General features: G+C 61.6%; 12 protein-coding genes. 7 read left to right on the forward strand and 5 right to left on the reverse strand.

Annotated features, from left to right (window positions below; all coding sequences use genetic code 11):
• Positions 1-175: 175 nt before the first annotated feature.
• Complete coding sequence (locus tag ACUJB0_RS22835) at positions 176-2917, reverse strand: LamG-like jellyroll fold domain-containing protein (protein ID WP_444847219.1); 2742 nt, start codon at positions 2915-2917, stop codon at positions 176-178.
• Positions 2918-3315: 398 nt separating this feature from the next.
• Between ACUJB0_RS22835 and ACUJB0_RS22840 the strand changes: the two genes are divergently transcribed.
• From ACUJB0_RS22840 to ACUJB0_RS22860, 5 genes are all read left to right on the forward strand, one after another.
• Positions 3316-4845, forward strand: coding sequence for a S41 family peptidase (locus ACUJB0_RS22840; RefSeq protein WP_444847220.1), 1530 nt, complete (start codon positions 3316-3318; stop codon positions 4843-4845).
• A gap of 410 nt (positions 4846-5255) precedes the next feature.
• Positions 5256-8036 carry a TonB-dependent receptor gene (locus ACUJB0_RS22845; protein WP_444847221.1) on the forward strand — a complete coding sequence of 927 codons (2781 nt, stop codon included), beginning with the start codon at positions 5256-5258 and terminating at the stop codon, positions 8034-8036.
• Between the two features lie 75 nt (positions 8037-8111).
• Positions 8112-9635: a tryptophan halogenase family protein gene (locus tag ACUJB0_RS22850; RefSeq protein ID WP_444847222.1), complete on the forward strand. Its 1524-nt coding sequence runs from the start codon at positions 8112-8114 to the stop codon at positions 9633-9635.
• Positions 9632-11158: a glycoside hydrolase gene (locus tag ACUJB0_RS22855; protein ID WP_444847223.1), complete on the forward strand. Its 1527-nt coding sequence runs from the start codon at positions 9632-9634 to the stop codon at positions 11156-11158. Before ACUJB0_RS22850 ends, ACUJB0_RS22855 begins: the two co-directional genes overlap by 4 nt.
• Positions 11159-12106, forward strand: a complete 948-nt coding sequence (locus tag ACUJB0_RS22860; RefSeq protein WP_444847224.1) for a family 43 glycosylhydrolase — start codon at positions 11159-11161, stop codon at positions 12104-12106.
• 26 nt (positions 12107-12132) lie between these two features.
• On the opposite strand, the gene hepT is transcribed toward ACUJB0_RS22860, so the two are convergent.
• From hepT to purM, 4 genes are all read right to left on the reverse strand, one after another.
• The gene (hepT, locus tag ACUJB0_RS22865; protein ID WP_444847225.1) at positions 12133-12546 is read right to left on the reverse strand and encodes a type VII toxin-antitoxin system HepT family RNase toxin; all 414 of its coding nucleotides are present in this window, start codon (positions 12544-12546) and stop codon (positions 12133-12135) included.
• Positions 12536-12943, reverse strand: a complete 408-nt coding sequence (mntA, locus tag ACUJB0_RS22870; RefSeq protein WP_444847226.1) for a type VII toxin-antitoxin system MntA family adenylyltransferase antitoxin — start codon at positions 12941-12943, stop codon at positions 12536-12538. The genes hepT and mntA overlap by 11 nt, the downstream gene beginning before the upstream one ends.
• 37 nt (positions 12944-12980) lie before the next feature.
• Positions 12981-14189, reverse strand: coding sequence for an alkaline phosphatase family protein (locus tag ACUJB0_RS22875; protein WP_444847227.1), 1209 nt, complete (start codon positions 14187-14189; stop codon positions 12981-12983).
• Positions 14190-14261: 72 nt separating this feature from the next.
• Positions 14262-15305, reverse strand: coding sequence for a phosphoribosylformylglycinamidine cyclo-ligase (gene purM / locus ACUJB0_RS22880; protein WP_444847228.1), 1044 nt, complete (start codon positions 15303-15305; stop codon positions 14262-14264).
• Positions 15306-15466: 161 nt separating this feature from the next.
• Between purM and ACUJB0_RS22885 the strand changes: the two genes are divergently transcribed.
• Both ACUJB0_RS22885 and hda read left to right on the forward strand, forming a co-directional pair.
• Positions 15467-16555 (forward strand): AI-2E family transporter, encoded by a 1089-nt coding sequence (locus ACUJB0_RS22885; RefSeq protein WP_444847229.1) that lies wholly within the window; start codon positions 15467-15469, stop codon positions 16553-16555.
• 48 nt (positions 16556-16603) lie between these two features.
• Positions 16604-17290, forward strand: coding sequence for a DnaA regulatory inactivator Hda (gene hda, locus ACUJB0_RS22890; protein WP_444847230.1), 687 nt, complete (start codon positions 16604-16606; stop codon positions 17288-17290).
• Positions 17291-17299: the final 9 nt, after the last annotated feature.

The following is a 17299-nucleotide window of genomic DNA, read 5'->3' on the forward strand; positions in this document are numbered from 1 at the left end:
TGATGATATATGCGGTGGTCTTGGCGCTTTAAAGAATGTTAAGCAGCTAAGCGGAAGACCTTCACCGTCGTGGCGGTGCAAAACGTCAATAGACGTAGCGGCACTTCGACCTGATGTGCTTGTCCGGCCGCTGATGCGCCTGTGGCGGGCTTGAACTTACCACGGGCGCGCGGGACTAGGCGAACGACAGGTTGTCGAAGGTGGAGCTGTTCAACAGCCGGTTGTCGTGCGAGAGGACTTCCAGCCCGGTGAACAGCGCGGCCGGCAGGTTGAGGCTGACGCTGCCCACCACCCGCCAGTTCACGCCGTCCGGCGAAATGGAACCAGTGAAAACCGTCCCCACCCGCGTCAGCCGGACCCAGTACGGCGCCGTGCATGCCACCGTGGAACCGATCTGCGTGCTGGCGTAGCCGTTGGCGCCGCGGTAGACCATCTGCGCGCCATGTCCGGGCGTGATCGTCATCGTCACGTGCGCCGCGTTGGCGTCCAGGTTGGCGCGCATCATCACGCCGGATTTGGCCCAGGCATTGGTGTTGGCCTGGCTCGCCACGCGCGCCGTGATCGCGCAGTCGCCCTTGCGCAGCGACGCGGCAAAATGGAAGCCGTCCTCGGTGGCCCACATATCCGCGCCGCTGCCGGTCACCGTCCACACACCGTTGTCCACGCTGACGCCGCCTGGCAAGCCCACCGCGCCAACATCGGTGTCGATGTCGAACATCACCACCGACGGCGCCGAGCTGCTCAGCGCCGCGATGCCGGCGGCGTCCATGGCGCCGTTGTAGATGCGGAAGTCGTCGATCATGCCGTTGAAGGTCGTGTCGGCGGCGAACTGCGAGCGGCCCAGCCAGTTCTGCGTCGTATGGCCGATCTGGAATGGCGGGATGATCATGCCGCCGGCGCTCTGCACCTGCGCGCCGTTCAGGTACAACGCGCAATCCGTGCCGCGCAGCGTGACCGCGACATGCACCCATTGCGCGGCGGGCAGCGCAGCCGGGGCGTCGAGCCGGAATTCGCCGTCGCCGCCGTTGAGCGAGGCAACGAAGCCCATCGTGCCGCGCCCGGTGCGTGGCGACAGGAACATATAGTGTTCGGTGTTGCAGCCGAAATCGAAGATCCGGGCCCAGGTCTGTCCGCCGTTCCAGTACACCCAGGCCGCGATCGTGAAGTCGCCAACCGTGTCGACGATGTTGGCCGGCAGGCTGGCGTGGGCGCCGCTGCCGTTGAGGACCAGCGCGCTCGCCTGCCCAGTCCGCCCGGCGGCCCAGGCCGCGCCATCGGCCAGCGTGGCGGCGTGGCCGTGGCCGCTGGCGTCGGCGGCGGTGGCGCCGGCGCCCTCGTCAAATTTCAGCAGCGTGTGCAGCTTGACGCCCGCGATCGCCACCGCGACGTTCGACGCGGCCGTTTCGCCGGACGGGGTGTTGGCCGTGACCACGTAGTAGTAGGTGCCGTCCACCAGGTTGGTGTCGGTGTGGGTCAGCAGATCGCTGATGCCGGTGGCGACCACGACGTAGGGTCCGGCCGGGCTCTTGGCGCGCTTGACGGTGTAGCTGGTCGCGTAGGCGCTGCCCCACCACGACAGCACGATCTGGCCGGCGGTGGTCACGGCGCCCAGGCCGCTCGGCGGCGCGCCCGCCGCGATCGGATCGCGCGTGTACAGCAGCGTGCCGTAACCCAGCTGGTCCCAGGTGCCGCCGGTCTGCGGATAGTGCCCGCCCCCTTCCAGTCCCATCCGTTGCACGAACAGCTGCGAGTACGGGGCGGCCAGTCCCATGCGGTTGACGTAATGGTTGTAGATCAGCGCCCAGGTCGGACGCTGCAAGCCCTGGGCGCCGGTGGAGAACGTGGTGACGCTGAATCCCCGCACGGCATAGGGCGCGAACGGCACCGTGTAGTAGCTGGTCCCCGATTCGATCAGGTTACCCTTGGCCACGTATTCGCAACCGGCCAGCACACGGTTATTGTCGTAGCCATACAGGTCGACGCCCTGGTTCCAGGCCATTTCGCAGAGGGCCGCCACCAACGCGACGCTCAGCGTGTTGTGTCCCTGGTCGCGCCCGGCCTCCTGGGTCTGGCCGAGATAGCCGGGGTGGACATAGTAGACCATCTGCGCGATGGCGCCGTTGCTCAGGCCGGCCTTGAAATAGGACACCGCCTTGTCGAACTTGGCGCGGTCGTCGCACAGCACCGCGATCGCCATGGCTGCCGCATACCCGCACAAGCCCCAGTTGGAGAACACCTGCAGGTTGGCGTCTTCGCCCTGGACCATGGGATAAAACACGGTCAGCATCATCTGCTGGAAGGTGGCGATGTCGGCCGCCGCCCAGCCGGAATAGCCGCGCATGATCTCGGCGACGTTGGCGAACTCGTAGCCCTGCAATCCGGCGGCCAGGAAGCCGTCCCAGTGGCCGTCGGTGGTGTGGATTTCGGTGAGCGTGGAGCCCCAGGCGTTCAGGATGGCGACGGCGGTGTTGGCGGCGGCAATGTTGCCGGTGATCTTCCACTGCAGCGCGTTCAGGTAGGCGGCCATGATGTCCCACTGCAGGTACTGGACGTTGTCGCCATGGACGCCGTCGTTGCGGTAGACCACCACCCGCGGACTGGGCTTCCAGGTGTTGCTCGCCAGGTTGTTTTGCAGCAGCAGGTTCCAGTCGTCTATCCACGGCGATGCCTTGGCGCCGACTTTCTGGCTCATGCGGTCGAAGTCGGCCTGGGTGTGCAGCAAGCCGGGATGGACGAAGTCGCCGGATGCGCTGACCATCGTGCCCGCCAGCAGCCGCGAGCCCGCTTGCGCGGAGGCTGCGGAAGCATCGCCACCGCCGCAACCGGACAGGCCCAGCGGACCAAAAGCGATGAGGCCGAAGGTGCCGGCGCAAAACGTGCGCCGCTCAGGGGAAAAGGGGGTTTTGGTGTGTGTCATGAGTATGCGGAGTGAGTGTGGTTCATGCATACCGGATCGACAGGAAATCCGCCGCGCCAGCGACGCGGCATCCTGCGGCACCTCGGCCTTGCGCCGATCCGGCCTGCCCCTTGCTGAGGTCCCGGACTCGGACAGCGGCCACGCGATCAGCGGGCCGATTATGGCAGGCGATATTGCCACACGGTAACGAATGCCGTTATCGTGCGCGGTGTTGCGCAAAATTATTCGGTGCTTGTTAAAAACTATGACGGTCTCTCTTCGGTGCCGCAAATTTCATGGCCCAGCGCGCAATATTGTTGTTCTGGCACGCCATTTTTACCGTTTGTCGCATTGATCACATCTCGTGGCGTTGAAAGCCTTATGCTCTACAGCTTGCAAATCCGAGAACCTGGAGGACGATGTATATGCGCTTCTTTTACGGCAGAGTCAGCATGGGCGCCATGCTTTTGTCAGGGATGCTCTGCGCGGCTCCCGCCACCCACGCATCCACCGCCGAGCCGGCGACGGACGGCCAGACGCTGCGCGACGAGCTCAGGCGACACTATCCCTCGCTGTCGTGGATAGAGCGTTATCGCCAGGCTTACCCGGCAGAGGTGCAAGGCAACGACGCGCTCTGGCGCGCCACCGCGGCACCGGCGCTCGATAACAACGAGCAGCTCATCGACGCCCTGGTCGCCTTGCAGGATCAGCATGTCGCGCTGGCAGACCCCGCAGGCGGCAAACCAGAGACCTTGGGCGTGCTCTTCCGCACAAGCAGCGATGGCGCGATGGTGGTTTGGCGGCGCATCGCCCCGTCGGCGGCCACGCTGGAGGAAGGTGAGCAAGTGCTCAGCATCGACGGCGTGCCGGTGGCGCGCTGGCTGGAACAGGCTGCCAAACGTACGTTTGGCGGCAACCGCCGCTCAAGAATGGCCGAGGCGGCCGTGAAGCTGGCGATGGCGTCACGCGCCGAACACGCCGCGACGGGGCTGGCAAACCGTGTGCGTTTCACCGTACGTGATGCCGGCGGCAAGGAGCGCACAGTCGAGCTGACCTATCAGGCGGTCACCGCGCAAACCGGCGCCGCGATGGCTCTAGCTGTCGAGCGCTCCGATCTCCCCGAGGTCGTGCTGGCGGGCGGCTATCGCGTCGGCGTGCTGCGCTTTGGCGCATTTGCGCCGCAGTACGATGCCGATTTCAACCAGGCCGCCGATGCGGCCGATGTCCCCGGCGCCAGCCAGGACGCGCCGATGCTGGCTGGCTTTTGCGCCGTGGTCCGCAAGCGGCTCGCCGGCATTGACGCCTTGGCGGCGCGGTCGGATCTGCTGCTGGTCGACTTGCGCGGCAATCTGGGCGGATTCGGGCGCGAAGCGCGTCTGCTGGCGCAGGCCTTGACCCGCGAGCCATTGGCGCGCACCCTGGACCTGTTTGCCACGGGCACGCCAGGCCAGGTCAAGTTGGTGGAGCAGCATAACGACGCATCCTGCGGCAGCATCGCCACCCCGCGCGCCCTGCTGGTGTGGACCGACGCCGGCACGCGCTCGTCGGGAGAATTCATGGCCACCTGGCTGTGGTCCGCTGGCGCCATCACCATCGGCGAACGCACGATAGGCGCGGGGGGCGGACGCGACGCCGACGCCGCCGGCACTCAGTTGCCGAACTCCGGCATGCGCGTGAAATACAGCGGGAACTTCAGCGTATTCGACAATGGCACGCGCTTGCAATCGGGCCAGACCGATGAATTGGCCTTGCTCGATCTGGTCAGCCAGGACCGTTTCGCCCCCAGCCGTACACGGCCGTTCGCCATCCAGGCGGTGGGGCTGGCGCCCGACGTTCCCTTGCCGACCACGGCAAGCGATCTCCTCGACGGTGGCCGGAGCGGCATCGAACGCGCCGTCGCCAGGTTAATCCAGTCCAAGCGGCTTCCAGCCAGCGTCTCCCAGCGATAAAACGTCCCCTCCGACATGCCGGGCTGGCGCACGATGTCGTCCGCCGCCATCGCCAGCTCGGCCTGCTTCAACACCGCAACGCTTCCATTTCCCATTCCGCTAAAACCCTACGCTATGCGAAAACGCCATAGCTGGCGTCAAAAACCTTATACCAGTTTAACGGTTGACAGTAATAGACTTTATTGCACTACTTCAATCGTCTGGAGGAGGCAGGCGAGAAGAAAAAAATATGGCGATCCCGTTGAAACGGGCGTCGAAGACCTGTTGGACCCGAAATATCGGGCCGGCAGCATTGGAGGAGCACTTCCCAAAAAAACGATTAAGGGGACAGTTAGATGAGACACGGAAATACAAAAACGATTAGAAAAACCATGGTGGCCCAAGCTTGCGCACTTTTAATGGCCGGGCCAATGACCGCGACCGCGCAGGAGGCCGGGACTGCCGTCGCAGGCAAGGACACGGACACCCCGATCGCCGTTGTCGTCACCGGTCAGCGGGCGGCGTTGAAGTCGGCGCGCGATCTCAAACAGGACTCCAACCAGATCGTCGACTCGATCCAGGCAAACGATATCGGCAAGCTGCCGGACGTGAATACCGTCGAGTCGCTGCAGCGGGTCGCCGGGGTTCAGATCCAGCGCCGGTATGGCGAGGGCGGCACGGATTACGACCATCGCACCGAACCAGCGATCACCATCCGTGGCATTACCCAGGTGCGCAACCTGATCGACGGACGGGACTTCTTCACGGCCAACGGTGGCCGGGCGCCGGACCTGGAAGGGCTGCCCTCTGAACTCATGGCCGGCGTTGATGTCTATAAAAACGCGGCATCCAACCTGATCGAAGGCGGAGTCGGCGGCGTGGTCAACATCCGCACGCGACTGCCATTCGATTCGAAGGAAGACCTCAACGTCATTACGCTCAAGTCGAATTACTATGACCGGGTTCGTAAGTCTTCACCGTCGGTTTCGGGCCTGTTGAGCCGGCAATTCAATACGGGTGCTGGCCGCATGGGCATCCTGGTGAATGCAACGGCAAGCGAGACCTACTATCGCCAGGATGCCGTTCTTCAGCAACAGCAGCACTGTCTTACCGCGACGGTTGGGAAATGCTCAAGCGACCCGACGAAAGCTCCCTCGGCGGCAAAGGTCGCGGCCTTTAATTCGATGCCAAACAAGGGGGCTCTCACAGAACTCTATGTGCCGACCTCCTTTGAGATGTACCAGGACTCGGGAAGCCGGAAGCGCGAGGGCCTGTCGGTCGCCTACCAATGGCAGGTGAACGAGGACATGCTTTTCACGGCACAAAATCTCTATTCGAACTATAAATTTATCCGTCGCGGAGAATACATCTACGGCGACGACAAGAACAGCGACCCGCGCGCAGCGGCGGGTTCCACCTGGACCTGGGGAGCGGATGGCAGCGCCACGAGCGGCACGTTGGGGTCGCAAATTTTCTCGTCCTCCCGGTTTGACCAGGAAGTGCGCAATCGCACGAACTTATCCGCCGTGAACCTCAAGTGGCGCATCTCGGACAGGCTCAAGTCAAAGACTGATTTCGCCTATGAAACCGCCCACTACGACACCGAGCGCAATGGCGACTCCATCAAGCTTTACGATAATGAAAGCAGAAGCGTCGCCAATATTCCCAATCTCAATCTGGCCTTCGATGTGCGCGGCAAGATTCCAAAATTCTCCATCGTCGATCCCGCCAACCCAAGCAACCCCTACGCATATTTTGGCAATCCGAAGAATTGGAATTACGAGTGGCTTGCTAACGGGGTAGACCGCGACAATCTGAAAATGTCGGCGCTCAGCCAGGATTTCGACTACGACATTGGCGATCACTTCTTCACCAAGCTGCACGCCGGCGTACGCCTGGCGGACACCAAGGTGAACTTGCGGGGCAACTGGAACAGCACCGGCGCCTGTAACGACACGGGCACCAATCCCAGCTGGGGCGCATGCCCGCTGATTCCAGTGGCGCAGCATCCGGACCTCGCCTACGCCGGGCCTGCCAGCAACTTCATGAAGCCGGGCATTGGTTTCCCTGTTGCGGTGTTCCCCGAGTACGCCAATCCGAACTCAAGCGTCTTCGATCGCACGGTCGCGACTTACGCGCAATTATTCGCCGGCAAGCCAAACTCCTATACGTTTGATACATCGTTTGCTCCTGGGGACATCAATGAGCAACACGAAAAGACGCAGTCCCTGTTCGTGACGGGCGACTTCGCCACAGAGGTGTTCGGGTATGCACTCGATGGCACGGCCGGCGTCCGGGCTGTCAGGACCGATCAGACATCGATAGGCTTTATCCAGGACAGCACCGGGTCGCATGCGGTCTCTCTCAATAATCGCTACTCGAATATTCTCCCCAGCCTCAACACACGTCTGCACCTGAACGAAGATTTGCAGCTCCGCTTCGGCTATGGCAAGACGATGACGCGGCCGAACTTTGGCGATATGGCCGCCCACGTTCAGCTGAATCCGAACATCCCCTCGCAGCTCAACGCCAATGGACGTCCTACCGGCAGTTCCGGTAATCCGTTCCTGGAGCCGATGACTGCGACTTCGTATGATGTGACGGCGGAGGACTATTGGGGTACGTCCAATATGGCGTTCCTGGGTGCGTTCAAGAAGGACATCAAGGGTTACCTCGCCGGCGGCATCGAACCGATGAATTTCGGTGGTGTCATCTACGATATTGGAACCAACATCAATCTGGGCAAGGGTTCGGTAAAAGGCCTTGAAGCCGGCTTTACGCAATTCTTTGACTTCCTGCCAGATCCGTTCAAAGGGTTTGGCGTGCAGGCCAACTACACCTATGTCGACTCGAAAGTTGAGCTCACGCCTGGGGTCCTCATTCCCTTGCCGAAGTTGTCCAAGAACAGCTACAACCTGATCGCACTCTATGAACGCGGCCCCGTGCAAGCCCGGATCGCGTACAACTGGCGCTCCGCTTACCTTGACCAAATCAATGGTAGTGGTGTGTCTGGTGCAAACCAATATGCGACGCCTTATTCGTCGCTCGATGCCTCGGTAAGCTACCAAATCAACAAGACCTTCACGCTGTCGGCGGATGCCGTCAATCTGAGAAACTCGATGTACCAGACGTATGTCGAGCGTCCTTCGGGCGGCTTGCTGTGGCAGCTCAACGACCGCCGGTACAGCGTGACCCTGAAAGCAAGCTTCTAACGTCCACGCAAGACTGACATGAACCAACGCGCCGCACGCCTTTCCGCGGCGCGTTTTTCCGCGTGAAGGAGTGTGATGGTCAAGGGTAGATGGATTTCCAGGGTTGTGATACTCGGCGGTGGCACCGCCGGATGGATGACAGCGGCCGCGTTGTCCCACACATTTGGCCGGGCCGTCGAGATCGTCCTGGTCGAGTCGGACGCCATAGGCACGGTGGGTGTTGGAGAGGCGACGATCCCGCCGATCCGCATGTTCCATCAAATGATAGGCGTGAATGAAGCCGAGTTCATGCGCGCCACCGGGGCGACGTTCAAACTGGGCATCGAATTTCGCGGCTGGCTGAAGGAAGGCTCAAAGTACTTCCACCCGTTCGGCTCGTATGGGGTGGAACGCGACATCGGCTACTTCTTCCAATACTGGCTGCGCTTGAAGGACAAGGGGCAGGTTCCCGACTTCTCCGAATTCTCGCTATGTACCTTGGCAGCTCGAAGCAATGTATTTGCGCCCCCGTCTGAACGGCCGGGCGATCCGCTGCAGCATCTGCAGTCCGCCTATCACTTCGACGCTGGCCGCTATGCGAAATATTTGAAGGGGCTCTGCCTGGAGCGCGGGGTGTCGCACAAGATTGGCGACATGCTGACGGCGGAACGTGACGCCGAGAATGGCCATGTCACCGCTCTGAAGCTCAAGTCGGGCGAGCTGCTTTCCGGTGACTTGTTTATCGACTGCTCCGGAATGCGTGCAATGCTTATCGGGCAGGAGTTGGGTGTCGAATATGAAGACTGGTCGCGTTGGCTGCCGATGAATCGCGCGTGTGCGGTGCCTTGTGAACTGAAGTCGGCACTGACGCCCTATACGATTTCCACGGCCCGGCCTTTTGGCTGGCAATGGCGAATCCCTTTGCAACATCGCGTTGGTAACGGCGTGGTGTATTCGAGCGAATTTGCCACCGATGAAGCGGCAGAGCGGTGTCTGCTCGATGGACTGGAGGGGAAGCCACTGGCCCCGGTCAACCGCCTCAAGTTCACAGCAGGCAGGCGCAGAACGCCTTGGCACAAGAACGTGGTATCCATCGGACTTGCCAGCGGGTTTCTCGAGCCGCTGGAGTCCACCAGCATTCATTTGATTCAATCCAGCGTCCAGCGACTCATTCGATATTTTCCGGACGCGGGGTTTTCTCCGTTGTGTGCACAGGCTTTCAACAAGGACGCCATGCGGGAAATCGAAGATGTCAAAGACTTCCTCATCTTGCATTACCACGCCACTGAACGCGAAGACTCGGAATTATGGCGCTACGTAAAAGCCATGCGGATACCGGACAGTCTGCGGGAAAGAATTGAGCTGTTCCGTGAGCGTGGACAACTGAACCTGGCAGCCGAAGAACTGTTCCCAAGCACGTCGTGGCATGCCGTCCTTTTGGGGCAAGGAATTCGACCAAGAACCTACATGCCGACGATGGCCCTGCAAGATGACGCGGTGCTCGCAGCGGCCTACAGCAAACTTGAGCGCAACTTCAAACAGATCGTTTCAAGGCTGTCGGATCATGCCGCCTACATAAAAGAAAACAGGCTTACCTCGGAAATGGAAACCCGGTTATGAAGTCCCGTTCACTATCGTTACCCTGCATGGTTTTAATGGGGCTGTGTCTCCTTCGTGGCGGTGCGCATGCCGAAGACAAGGGCGAACAGCTGGTGAAGGTGTCCGCCGTGGTTAACGTCGACTGGCGTCATCCGGGTGTTCCGTTCGAAGGATGGGGAACCGCCTTGGCTTGGTTTGCCCATGTGACCGGGAGATTCGCCGAGCCGCATCGCACCGAGTTGGCTGATTTGCTTTATGGACGGGACGGCCTTGCACTCAATATCGCACGATACAACATTGGCGGCGGCAATGCGCCCGACACACCTTCGTATTTGCGGCTCGGTGCGGACGTCCCTGGATTCTGGCGCAAGCCGGGCGAGCGATCCGGGACAGATTGGAATCCGGATTCCGAAGATGCGTGGGACTGGTCCGCAGATGCAGGACAGCGCTGGTGGCTTGATGCGATAAAAGCCCGCGTGGCGTCGCGGGACTTGATTCTGGAGGCGTTTTCAAACTCTCCGCCCTATTTCATGACCCGCAGCGGCAGGGTTTCGGGGCAGGTCAATGGGTTGGAGGACAATCTCGCTCCAGGTTTTGAAACTCAATTTTCAAGGTACCTGGCGCGCGTAACGGCTGAGCTCGAGCGGCGGCATGGTATTCGTTTCAGAACACTATCTCCGATCAACGAACCCAATACGCCCTATTGGTTTTCCAAGAACACGCAGGAAGGCGCTCACTGGTCGCCGGAAGCGCAGTCGCGCATGTACATTGCGCTGGCCCAGGTGTTGCGGGAAAACGGAATGCGGACAGAAATCTCCGGGCCGGACGAAACAAATCCCCAGACGCTTTTTGTTGATTGGGCTGGCATGTCCGCCGATGCGAAAGCGGTCATCCAGCAGATCAACGTCCACAGCTACGAATGGATAGGAAAAAGCGGGGTCAGGGATATCGCGGAAACTTCCGGGAAAAGGTTGTGGATGTCCGAAACCGATTTATCGCCCGCCAATGTACGTGAAGACATCAACGACATGCGTCCAGCCATCGCGCTGGCGCAGCAGATCATCACCGACATTAACGGTATGAGCCCGCGCGCCTGGGTTCTCTGGCAAGCGGTAGAAAACAGGTCTTCCGATCCCAAGAACAGCTCGAACTGGGGATTGATCAAGGCTGACTATTCAAATCTGGAGCGGCCCGAATATCAGGTCACGAAGAAATTCTGGGCGTTTGCCAATTTCACCAAATTCATCAGGCCAGGATATCGGTTCTTGAAATCGGATAACCCGGATACGTTGGTGGCTGAGAATCCGAAGACGCATGAAGTCGCCATAGTGGCGGTCAATCCCGGCATCGTTTCGCGAATGCTGGACATCCGGCTGCCCGATGCAAAACGCGGCAAATTGACATGCACAACTTTTATAACGCAGGCAGAAGATAGCCTCGCGACTTCGCAACCTGTGTCATGCGCCGCCAGGTTGACCATCCATTCGCGCCCGATGTCAGTGGTGACTGTCGTGGCGACGCCTAACATCCCGAGGAGGAAATAAATGAGGTATGCCGCTATGTTGATGCTCGTGTGTGCGATCCCGGCGGTTGCGATCGCAGCACAGCCTATATCGCCGCGCTTCAGCGCCGATCCGTCCGCGCATTTTTTCAGCGATAAAGGCCGCGGCCAGTTCTACGTGTACGCCACGGACGACGCGTCCAACTCCGGAAAATATTGGGACTCGACCACTTGGCGCTTGTACACGTCGCCGGATAGTTTGAGCTGGAAAGATGCCGGCATTCCCTTGTCCGTGACGGTGTTCAAATGGGCCCGGCCGGATGCCAAGGCATGGGCTCCCGAAGTAGCCCATCGCAATGGGAAGTATTATTTTTATGCCCCAGTTGGAGGGGACAAGATCGGTGTGGCGGTTTCAGACCGTCCTGATGGCGGATACAGTGATGCGAGAACGACCCCGCTGGTCGACAAGGCACGCGATCCAAACGCCGGGGATGAACCGATCGATCCCGCTGTGTTCGTCGACAATGCCGGGCAAGCCTACATGTACTTTGGCACGCGTGTTCCCAAGGTGGTCAAACTCGGATCCGACATGACCAGTACCGATGGAGCGATCAAAAATGTGGTCATTCAGAATATGCCGGCAGATAGCCAATACGGCGAAGCGCCGTTTTTGCACGAACACGCCGGCGTTTATTACTTCAGTTTCTCGACGGGGTGGCCAGGACAGATAGCCTATGCGACTGGCGGGTCTCCATTGGGACCATTCACCTACCGGGGTGTGATCATCGACTATCTGAAAATCTCGACCAATCACCACTCGATCGTCGAGCACGATGGGAAAAGCCTGGTGTTCTATCACGACAGCCTGCTGCCCGGCGGGAATTCATATCGCCGCTCGATCACAACCGCTCCGCTGGAGTATGCGTCTGATGGCAGCATCCGGAAAATCGGGCTCGATCCCTCACAAGTCGGTTCGAAAGAAAATCATTAATAGCCGCGCGCGATTTGTGACTTTGCCTAAACGTCGTGCAGAATGATTTTTCGACTAAATTCGAGAAAATCGTCGAGATGCGTTTCGATGATGGCGACTGTGATCGGCAGTTGAAGTGCCTGATAGTTATGCACGGCGACGTTGCGAAAACCAACCATACGCTTCATGACGTCCGCAAGTCCCACATCTATCCATGCGGCGTCCGCCAATAAGCTGAATACATCCCGTGCGCTTTGAGGGATGCCCAGCCGCTCCCGGCGTATCAGATGCTGGCCCATATCCAGCGCGGCTTCACATGCTCGCTGAATATTCAGGATCGCTGCATCCTGCCGCGTGTGATCGATAGCGAACGTCGCAGGATTCTTCAAATACTCCTCGCGAGCGCGGGCCACGCAGCGCTCTTTCATGGCTGCTTTGTTCAGGACGACGTCATCGGCCATCTATCCGGCCCTCGCGCTCAATGTCTTCCAACAGGCCAGAACGGGCGGCATCGAGTTCGGTCTTTTGACTCAGGATAGCGCACTCATACAGGGATGCCTGCACGTCCTTACTCCACAGACGGGAACCCGTGGTAAGGATTTGATATTGCATGACCGTGGACGCGGTACGAAAATCGATCAGGTCGACGTCGCAACCGACCACATCGGCCAGAGACTGCGCCAACTCCCACATCGCCAGCGGCTCAAGCTTGCCTTCGACCAGCACCGCCAGATCAAGATCACTATCCCTGCCCGCCTGCCCCGTTGCGCGGCTGCCGAACAGGTAAATGGCCAGCAGCGCAGGCAGCTGCTGGCGCAACGCGGACACGATAGCCTGCTCGGAAATACTCGCACTCATCGCCACTCCCACTGTCGGTGTGTGGCTACAGCTTACACTATGGCGCCAGCGACGGCAGCAGCGGTGTGAGGTCGCCGTCGGACGGCAGCGGCGCCAGGTTCAACAGGCGCATCAGCAGCGGGTAGACGTCGACGTTGTCGAACGCCGGCAGCACCACGCCCGGCTTGAAGGCCGGACCGGCGGCGATGAAGATGGCGGCCATCTCCGGCGCCGCGTTGTCGAAACCGTGCGCGCCGCCCTTCATGTGCGCGTTCTTGTCGCTGAACTCCAGCATCCAGCCAGTCTCCGCCAGACAGATGAAGGCCGGCACCCGCGCATTGCGGCCATACGCCAGCCGCGCCGGGATCTCACCCTTGCGCCAGCATTCCATGTGCTCCTGTGGCTTGAGCAGCGCGGCGGCCAGCTCCGCTTCGCGGCCCGGCGCCGGCTCCATGCCCGCGTATGGGCCGCTCACCACCTTGTTGTAGCTGCCCTCCGGCAGCAGCTTGTCCATGCGGACCACGCGTCCATCGCTGACCGGCGCCATGCCGTGATCGGAGACGATCACGAGGTTGGCGGCCAGCCGGCGCTTGGCCAGGCCCTCCACCAGCCGCCCTATCGCCTGGTCGACCCGCTCCACCGCCTGCGTGGTGTGCCCGGCGTCCGGACCGAAGGTGTGGCCGGCGTGGTCGACGTCGTCCAGGTAAAGCGTGGCGAAGCCGAGCGGCTTCGCCTGCGCGCGTCCCAGCCATGACAGCAGGCGGTCGACCCGGGCGGCGGCCGGCAGCTTGCCGTCGAACCGCGGCGCCACCGTGGGCCGCACGCCGTGGATCGCCGCCTCGGAACCGGGCCAGAACATGGTGCCGCTGCGGATGCCATGCAGTTCGGCCGTCACCCACACCGGCTCGGCCTGGTCCCACCAGCGCCGGTCGACCACGGCCGCCGCGTTGCCCATGCTGAAGCGCACGCCGGGGATCGCCGCGTCGTCCATGTTGTTGTCGACGATGCCGTGATGGTCGGGCCGCAGTCCGGTCACCAGCGTGTAGTGATTCGGGAAGGTGATCGACGGGAACGACGGCCGCATCGCCACCGCCCGCGCGCCGCCGGCCGCCAGCCGGGTCAGGTTGGGCGTGACGCCGCGCTCGAGATAGTCGGCGCGCATGCCGTCGATCGACACCAGGATCGTCAACGGTGCGGCGTGTGCCGCCGCGCAGCAGCTCAAAGCCAGCGTCAACAGGCCAGCCAGTTTGTTCAAAGTCAGTTTCATGGTGTCGTGGTCCGGGCGTAAAAAAAGCGGACGACGCCGGGGCGAGGTCCGCTTTTCTGAAAGGGCGATCGATTAAACGACGATGGTCTGGTGCTCGTCGCCGACGCGGGCGCGGATGGCGCCGATGGTGTAGACGGTCTCGCCGGCCGCTTCCAGCTGGGCGATGGCGGCCGCAGCGTTCTCTTTCGAGACGATCACGGTCATGCCGATGCCGCAGTTGAACACGCGGTGCATTTCAGCGTCGGCCACGCCGCCGTGCTGTTGCAGCCAGGTGAACAGCGGAGGCATGGTCCAGCCCTTCGAGTCCAGCTCGGCCACCAGGCCAGGCTGCAGCACGCGCGGGATGTTCTCGACCAGGCCGCCGCCGGTGATGTGCACCATGCCCTTGACTTCCATCGAGGCCATCAGCGCCAGCAGCGGCTTGACGTAGATGCGGGTAGGCTGCATCAGCACGTCGGCCAGCTTGCGGCCGTGGAAGTCGCCTTCCAGGTCCGGCTTGGCCACTTCGATGATCTTGCGCACCAGCGAGTAGCCGTTGGAGTGCACGCCCGACGAGGCCAGGCCCAGCACCACGTCGCCCGGGGCGATCTTGGTGCCGTCGATGATCTTGGATTTTTCCACCGCGCCGACCGCGAAGCCGGCCAGGTCGTATTCGCCGGCCGGGTACATGGACGGCATTTCCGCCGTCTCGCCGCCGATCAGCGCGCAGCCGGCCTGTTCGCAACCCTGGGCGATGCCCTTGATGACGTCGGTCGCGGTGACCACGTCCAGCTTGCCGCAAGCGAAGTAGTCGAGGAAGAACAGCGGCTCGGCGCCCTGCACCAGGATGTCGTTGACGCTCATGGCGACCAGGTCGATGCCGACCGTGTCATGGCGGTTCAGCTCGAACGCCAGTTTCAGCTTGGTGCCCACGCCGTCGGTACCGGAGACCAGCACCGGCTCCTTGTACTTCTTGCTGATCTCGAACATGGCGCCGAAACCGCCCAAGCCGCCCATCACGCCTTCGCGCATGGTGCGCTTGGCAAAAGGCTTGATCGCTTCGACTAAAGCGTCGCCTGCGTCGATATCGACGCCGGCGTCACGGTAGGACAGGGAAACATTAGAAGTTTGGCTCATGGTGTATTTCGCAGCGGAGGCGGTAAAATAGAAGGCGGAGACCTGTTTCGTAGCAAAAAGCCACGAAAATGCGCAAAAAACGACGCAACAACCCGGTCAATCCGCTATTTTATCAAAATGCCCCGTCCAACAGCCGTTTTTAACCATCTAAATCACTTTCCATGCCATTTCCCCTCTCGGTAGAGCAAAAGCAAACGGCATTCTGGGTAGCGATCTGGGCGGCATTCTTCCTCTTGCTGGTCACTCTGGGACCGGTGCTGACGCCCTTCCTGGCCGCCGCCATCATCGCCTACGCGCTCAATCCGGGCGTCGATTTCCTCGACCACCTGCGCCTCGGCCGCCTGAAGATGCGGGTGCCGCGCGCGCTGGCCGTGCTGGTGGTGGTGGTGCTGTTCTTTGGCGCCATCGGCGCGCTGGTGCTGATCGTGGTGCCGGTGCTGCAGAAGGAAATCCCGCTGCTGCAGGCGCAGATCCCCGCCTTCCTGGCCAAGGCCAACGACCTGCTGGTGCCCAAGCTGCAGGAAATGGGCGTCAAGGTGCGCCTGGACAGCGACGGCATCAAGAAGCTGGTGTCGCAGCAGATGGCCACCAGCGGCGAGGAGATCTGGACCGCCGTGCTCAATTCGGCGCGCGTCGGCGGCACCGCGGTGCTGGGCTGGATCGCCACGCTGGTGCTGATCCCGGTGGTGCTGTTCTACCTGCTGCTGGACTGGCACCCGATGCTGGCCCGTATCGCCGGCGCCGTGCCGCGCCGCTGGATCGCCGCCACGATGAACATGGCCGAGGAGGTCGACACGCTGCTGGCCCAGTACCTGCGCGGCCAGCTGCTGGTGATGTTCGTGCTGGCGGTGTACTACTCGGTGGCGCTGGCGATCGCCGGCTTCGACGTCGCGCTACCGGTCGGCATCATCACCGGCCTGCTGGTGTTCATCCCCTACCTGGGCTTCGGCCTGGGCCTGGTGCTGGCGCTGATCTCGGCGGTGCTGCAATTTACCGACTGGAGCGGCGTGATCGCGGTGGCCGTGATCTACGGCGCCGGCCAGGTGCTGGAGGGTTTCTTCCTCACGCCGCGCCTGGTGGGCGAGCGCATCGGCCTCAATCCGCTGGCGGTGATCTTCGCCTTGCTGGCCTTCGGCCAACTGTTCGGCTTTGTCGGTGTGCTGCTCGCATTGCCCGCTTCGGCGGTGCTGATGGTGGCATTTAAGCATCTCCGCCGCCACTACCTGAGCAGCAGCTTCTATAATGCGTGACGTGAAACAGAAAAACGTTATGCAAAAGATCATAAACAGGCGAACGCCATGAAACAGCTGGTGCTCGATTTAGGCGCGGACCAGGCGCACAGCCTCGCTTCGTTCGAGGTGGGACAGAATGCCGAGGCGGCAGCGCTGATGGCGCAGTTCGCCGACCGCACGTCGCGCGAGCACTTTGCCTACCTGTGGGGCGCGGGCGGCGTCGGCAAGACCCACCTGCTCAAGGCACTGGCTAGCGCCGGCAGCGAGGCCGAGCAGCTGCGCGCGCGCTACATCTCGCCGTTTTCCATCGAGTCCGAATTCGTCTACTCGCCGGAGGTGGACCTGTACCTGCTGGACGACTGCGAGAAGCTGTCGCCGCTGGCGCAGATCGACGCCTTCGCGCTGTTCAATGAAATCCGCGCCAACAACGCCTTCATGGTGTGCAGCGGCGCGGTGGCGCCGGCCGTGCTGCCGGTGCGCGAGGACCTGCGCACCCGCATGGGCTGGGGCCTGATCTACCAGATCCACGGCCTGACCGACGACGAAAAGGTGGCCGCGCTGACGGCCGCCGCCACCGCCCGCGGCTTGACGCTGTCGCCCGGCGTGATACCCTACTTGCTGTCCCATTTTCAGCGCGACATGCGGTCGCTGTCGACGATGCTGGACTCGCTGGACCAATATTCCCTGGAAACCCAACGCCCGATCACCCTGCCGCTGCTGCGCGAGTGGTTGCAGGCGGAAGCTAAAGAATGACGAAATCCT

The organism is Duganella caerulea (assembly GCF_040362985.1).
Lineage (GTDB): Bacteria > Pseudomonadota > Gammaproteobacteria > Burkholderiales > Burkholderiaceae_D > Rugamonas > Rugamonas vulcania.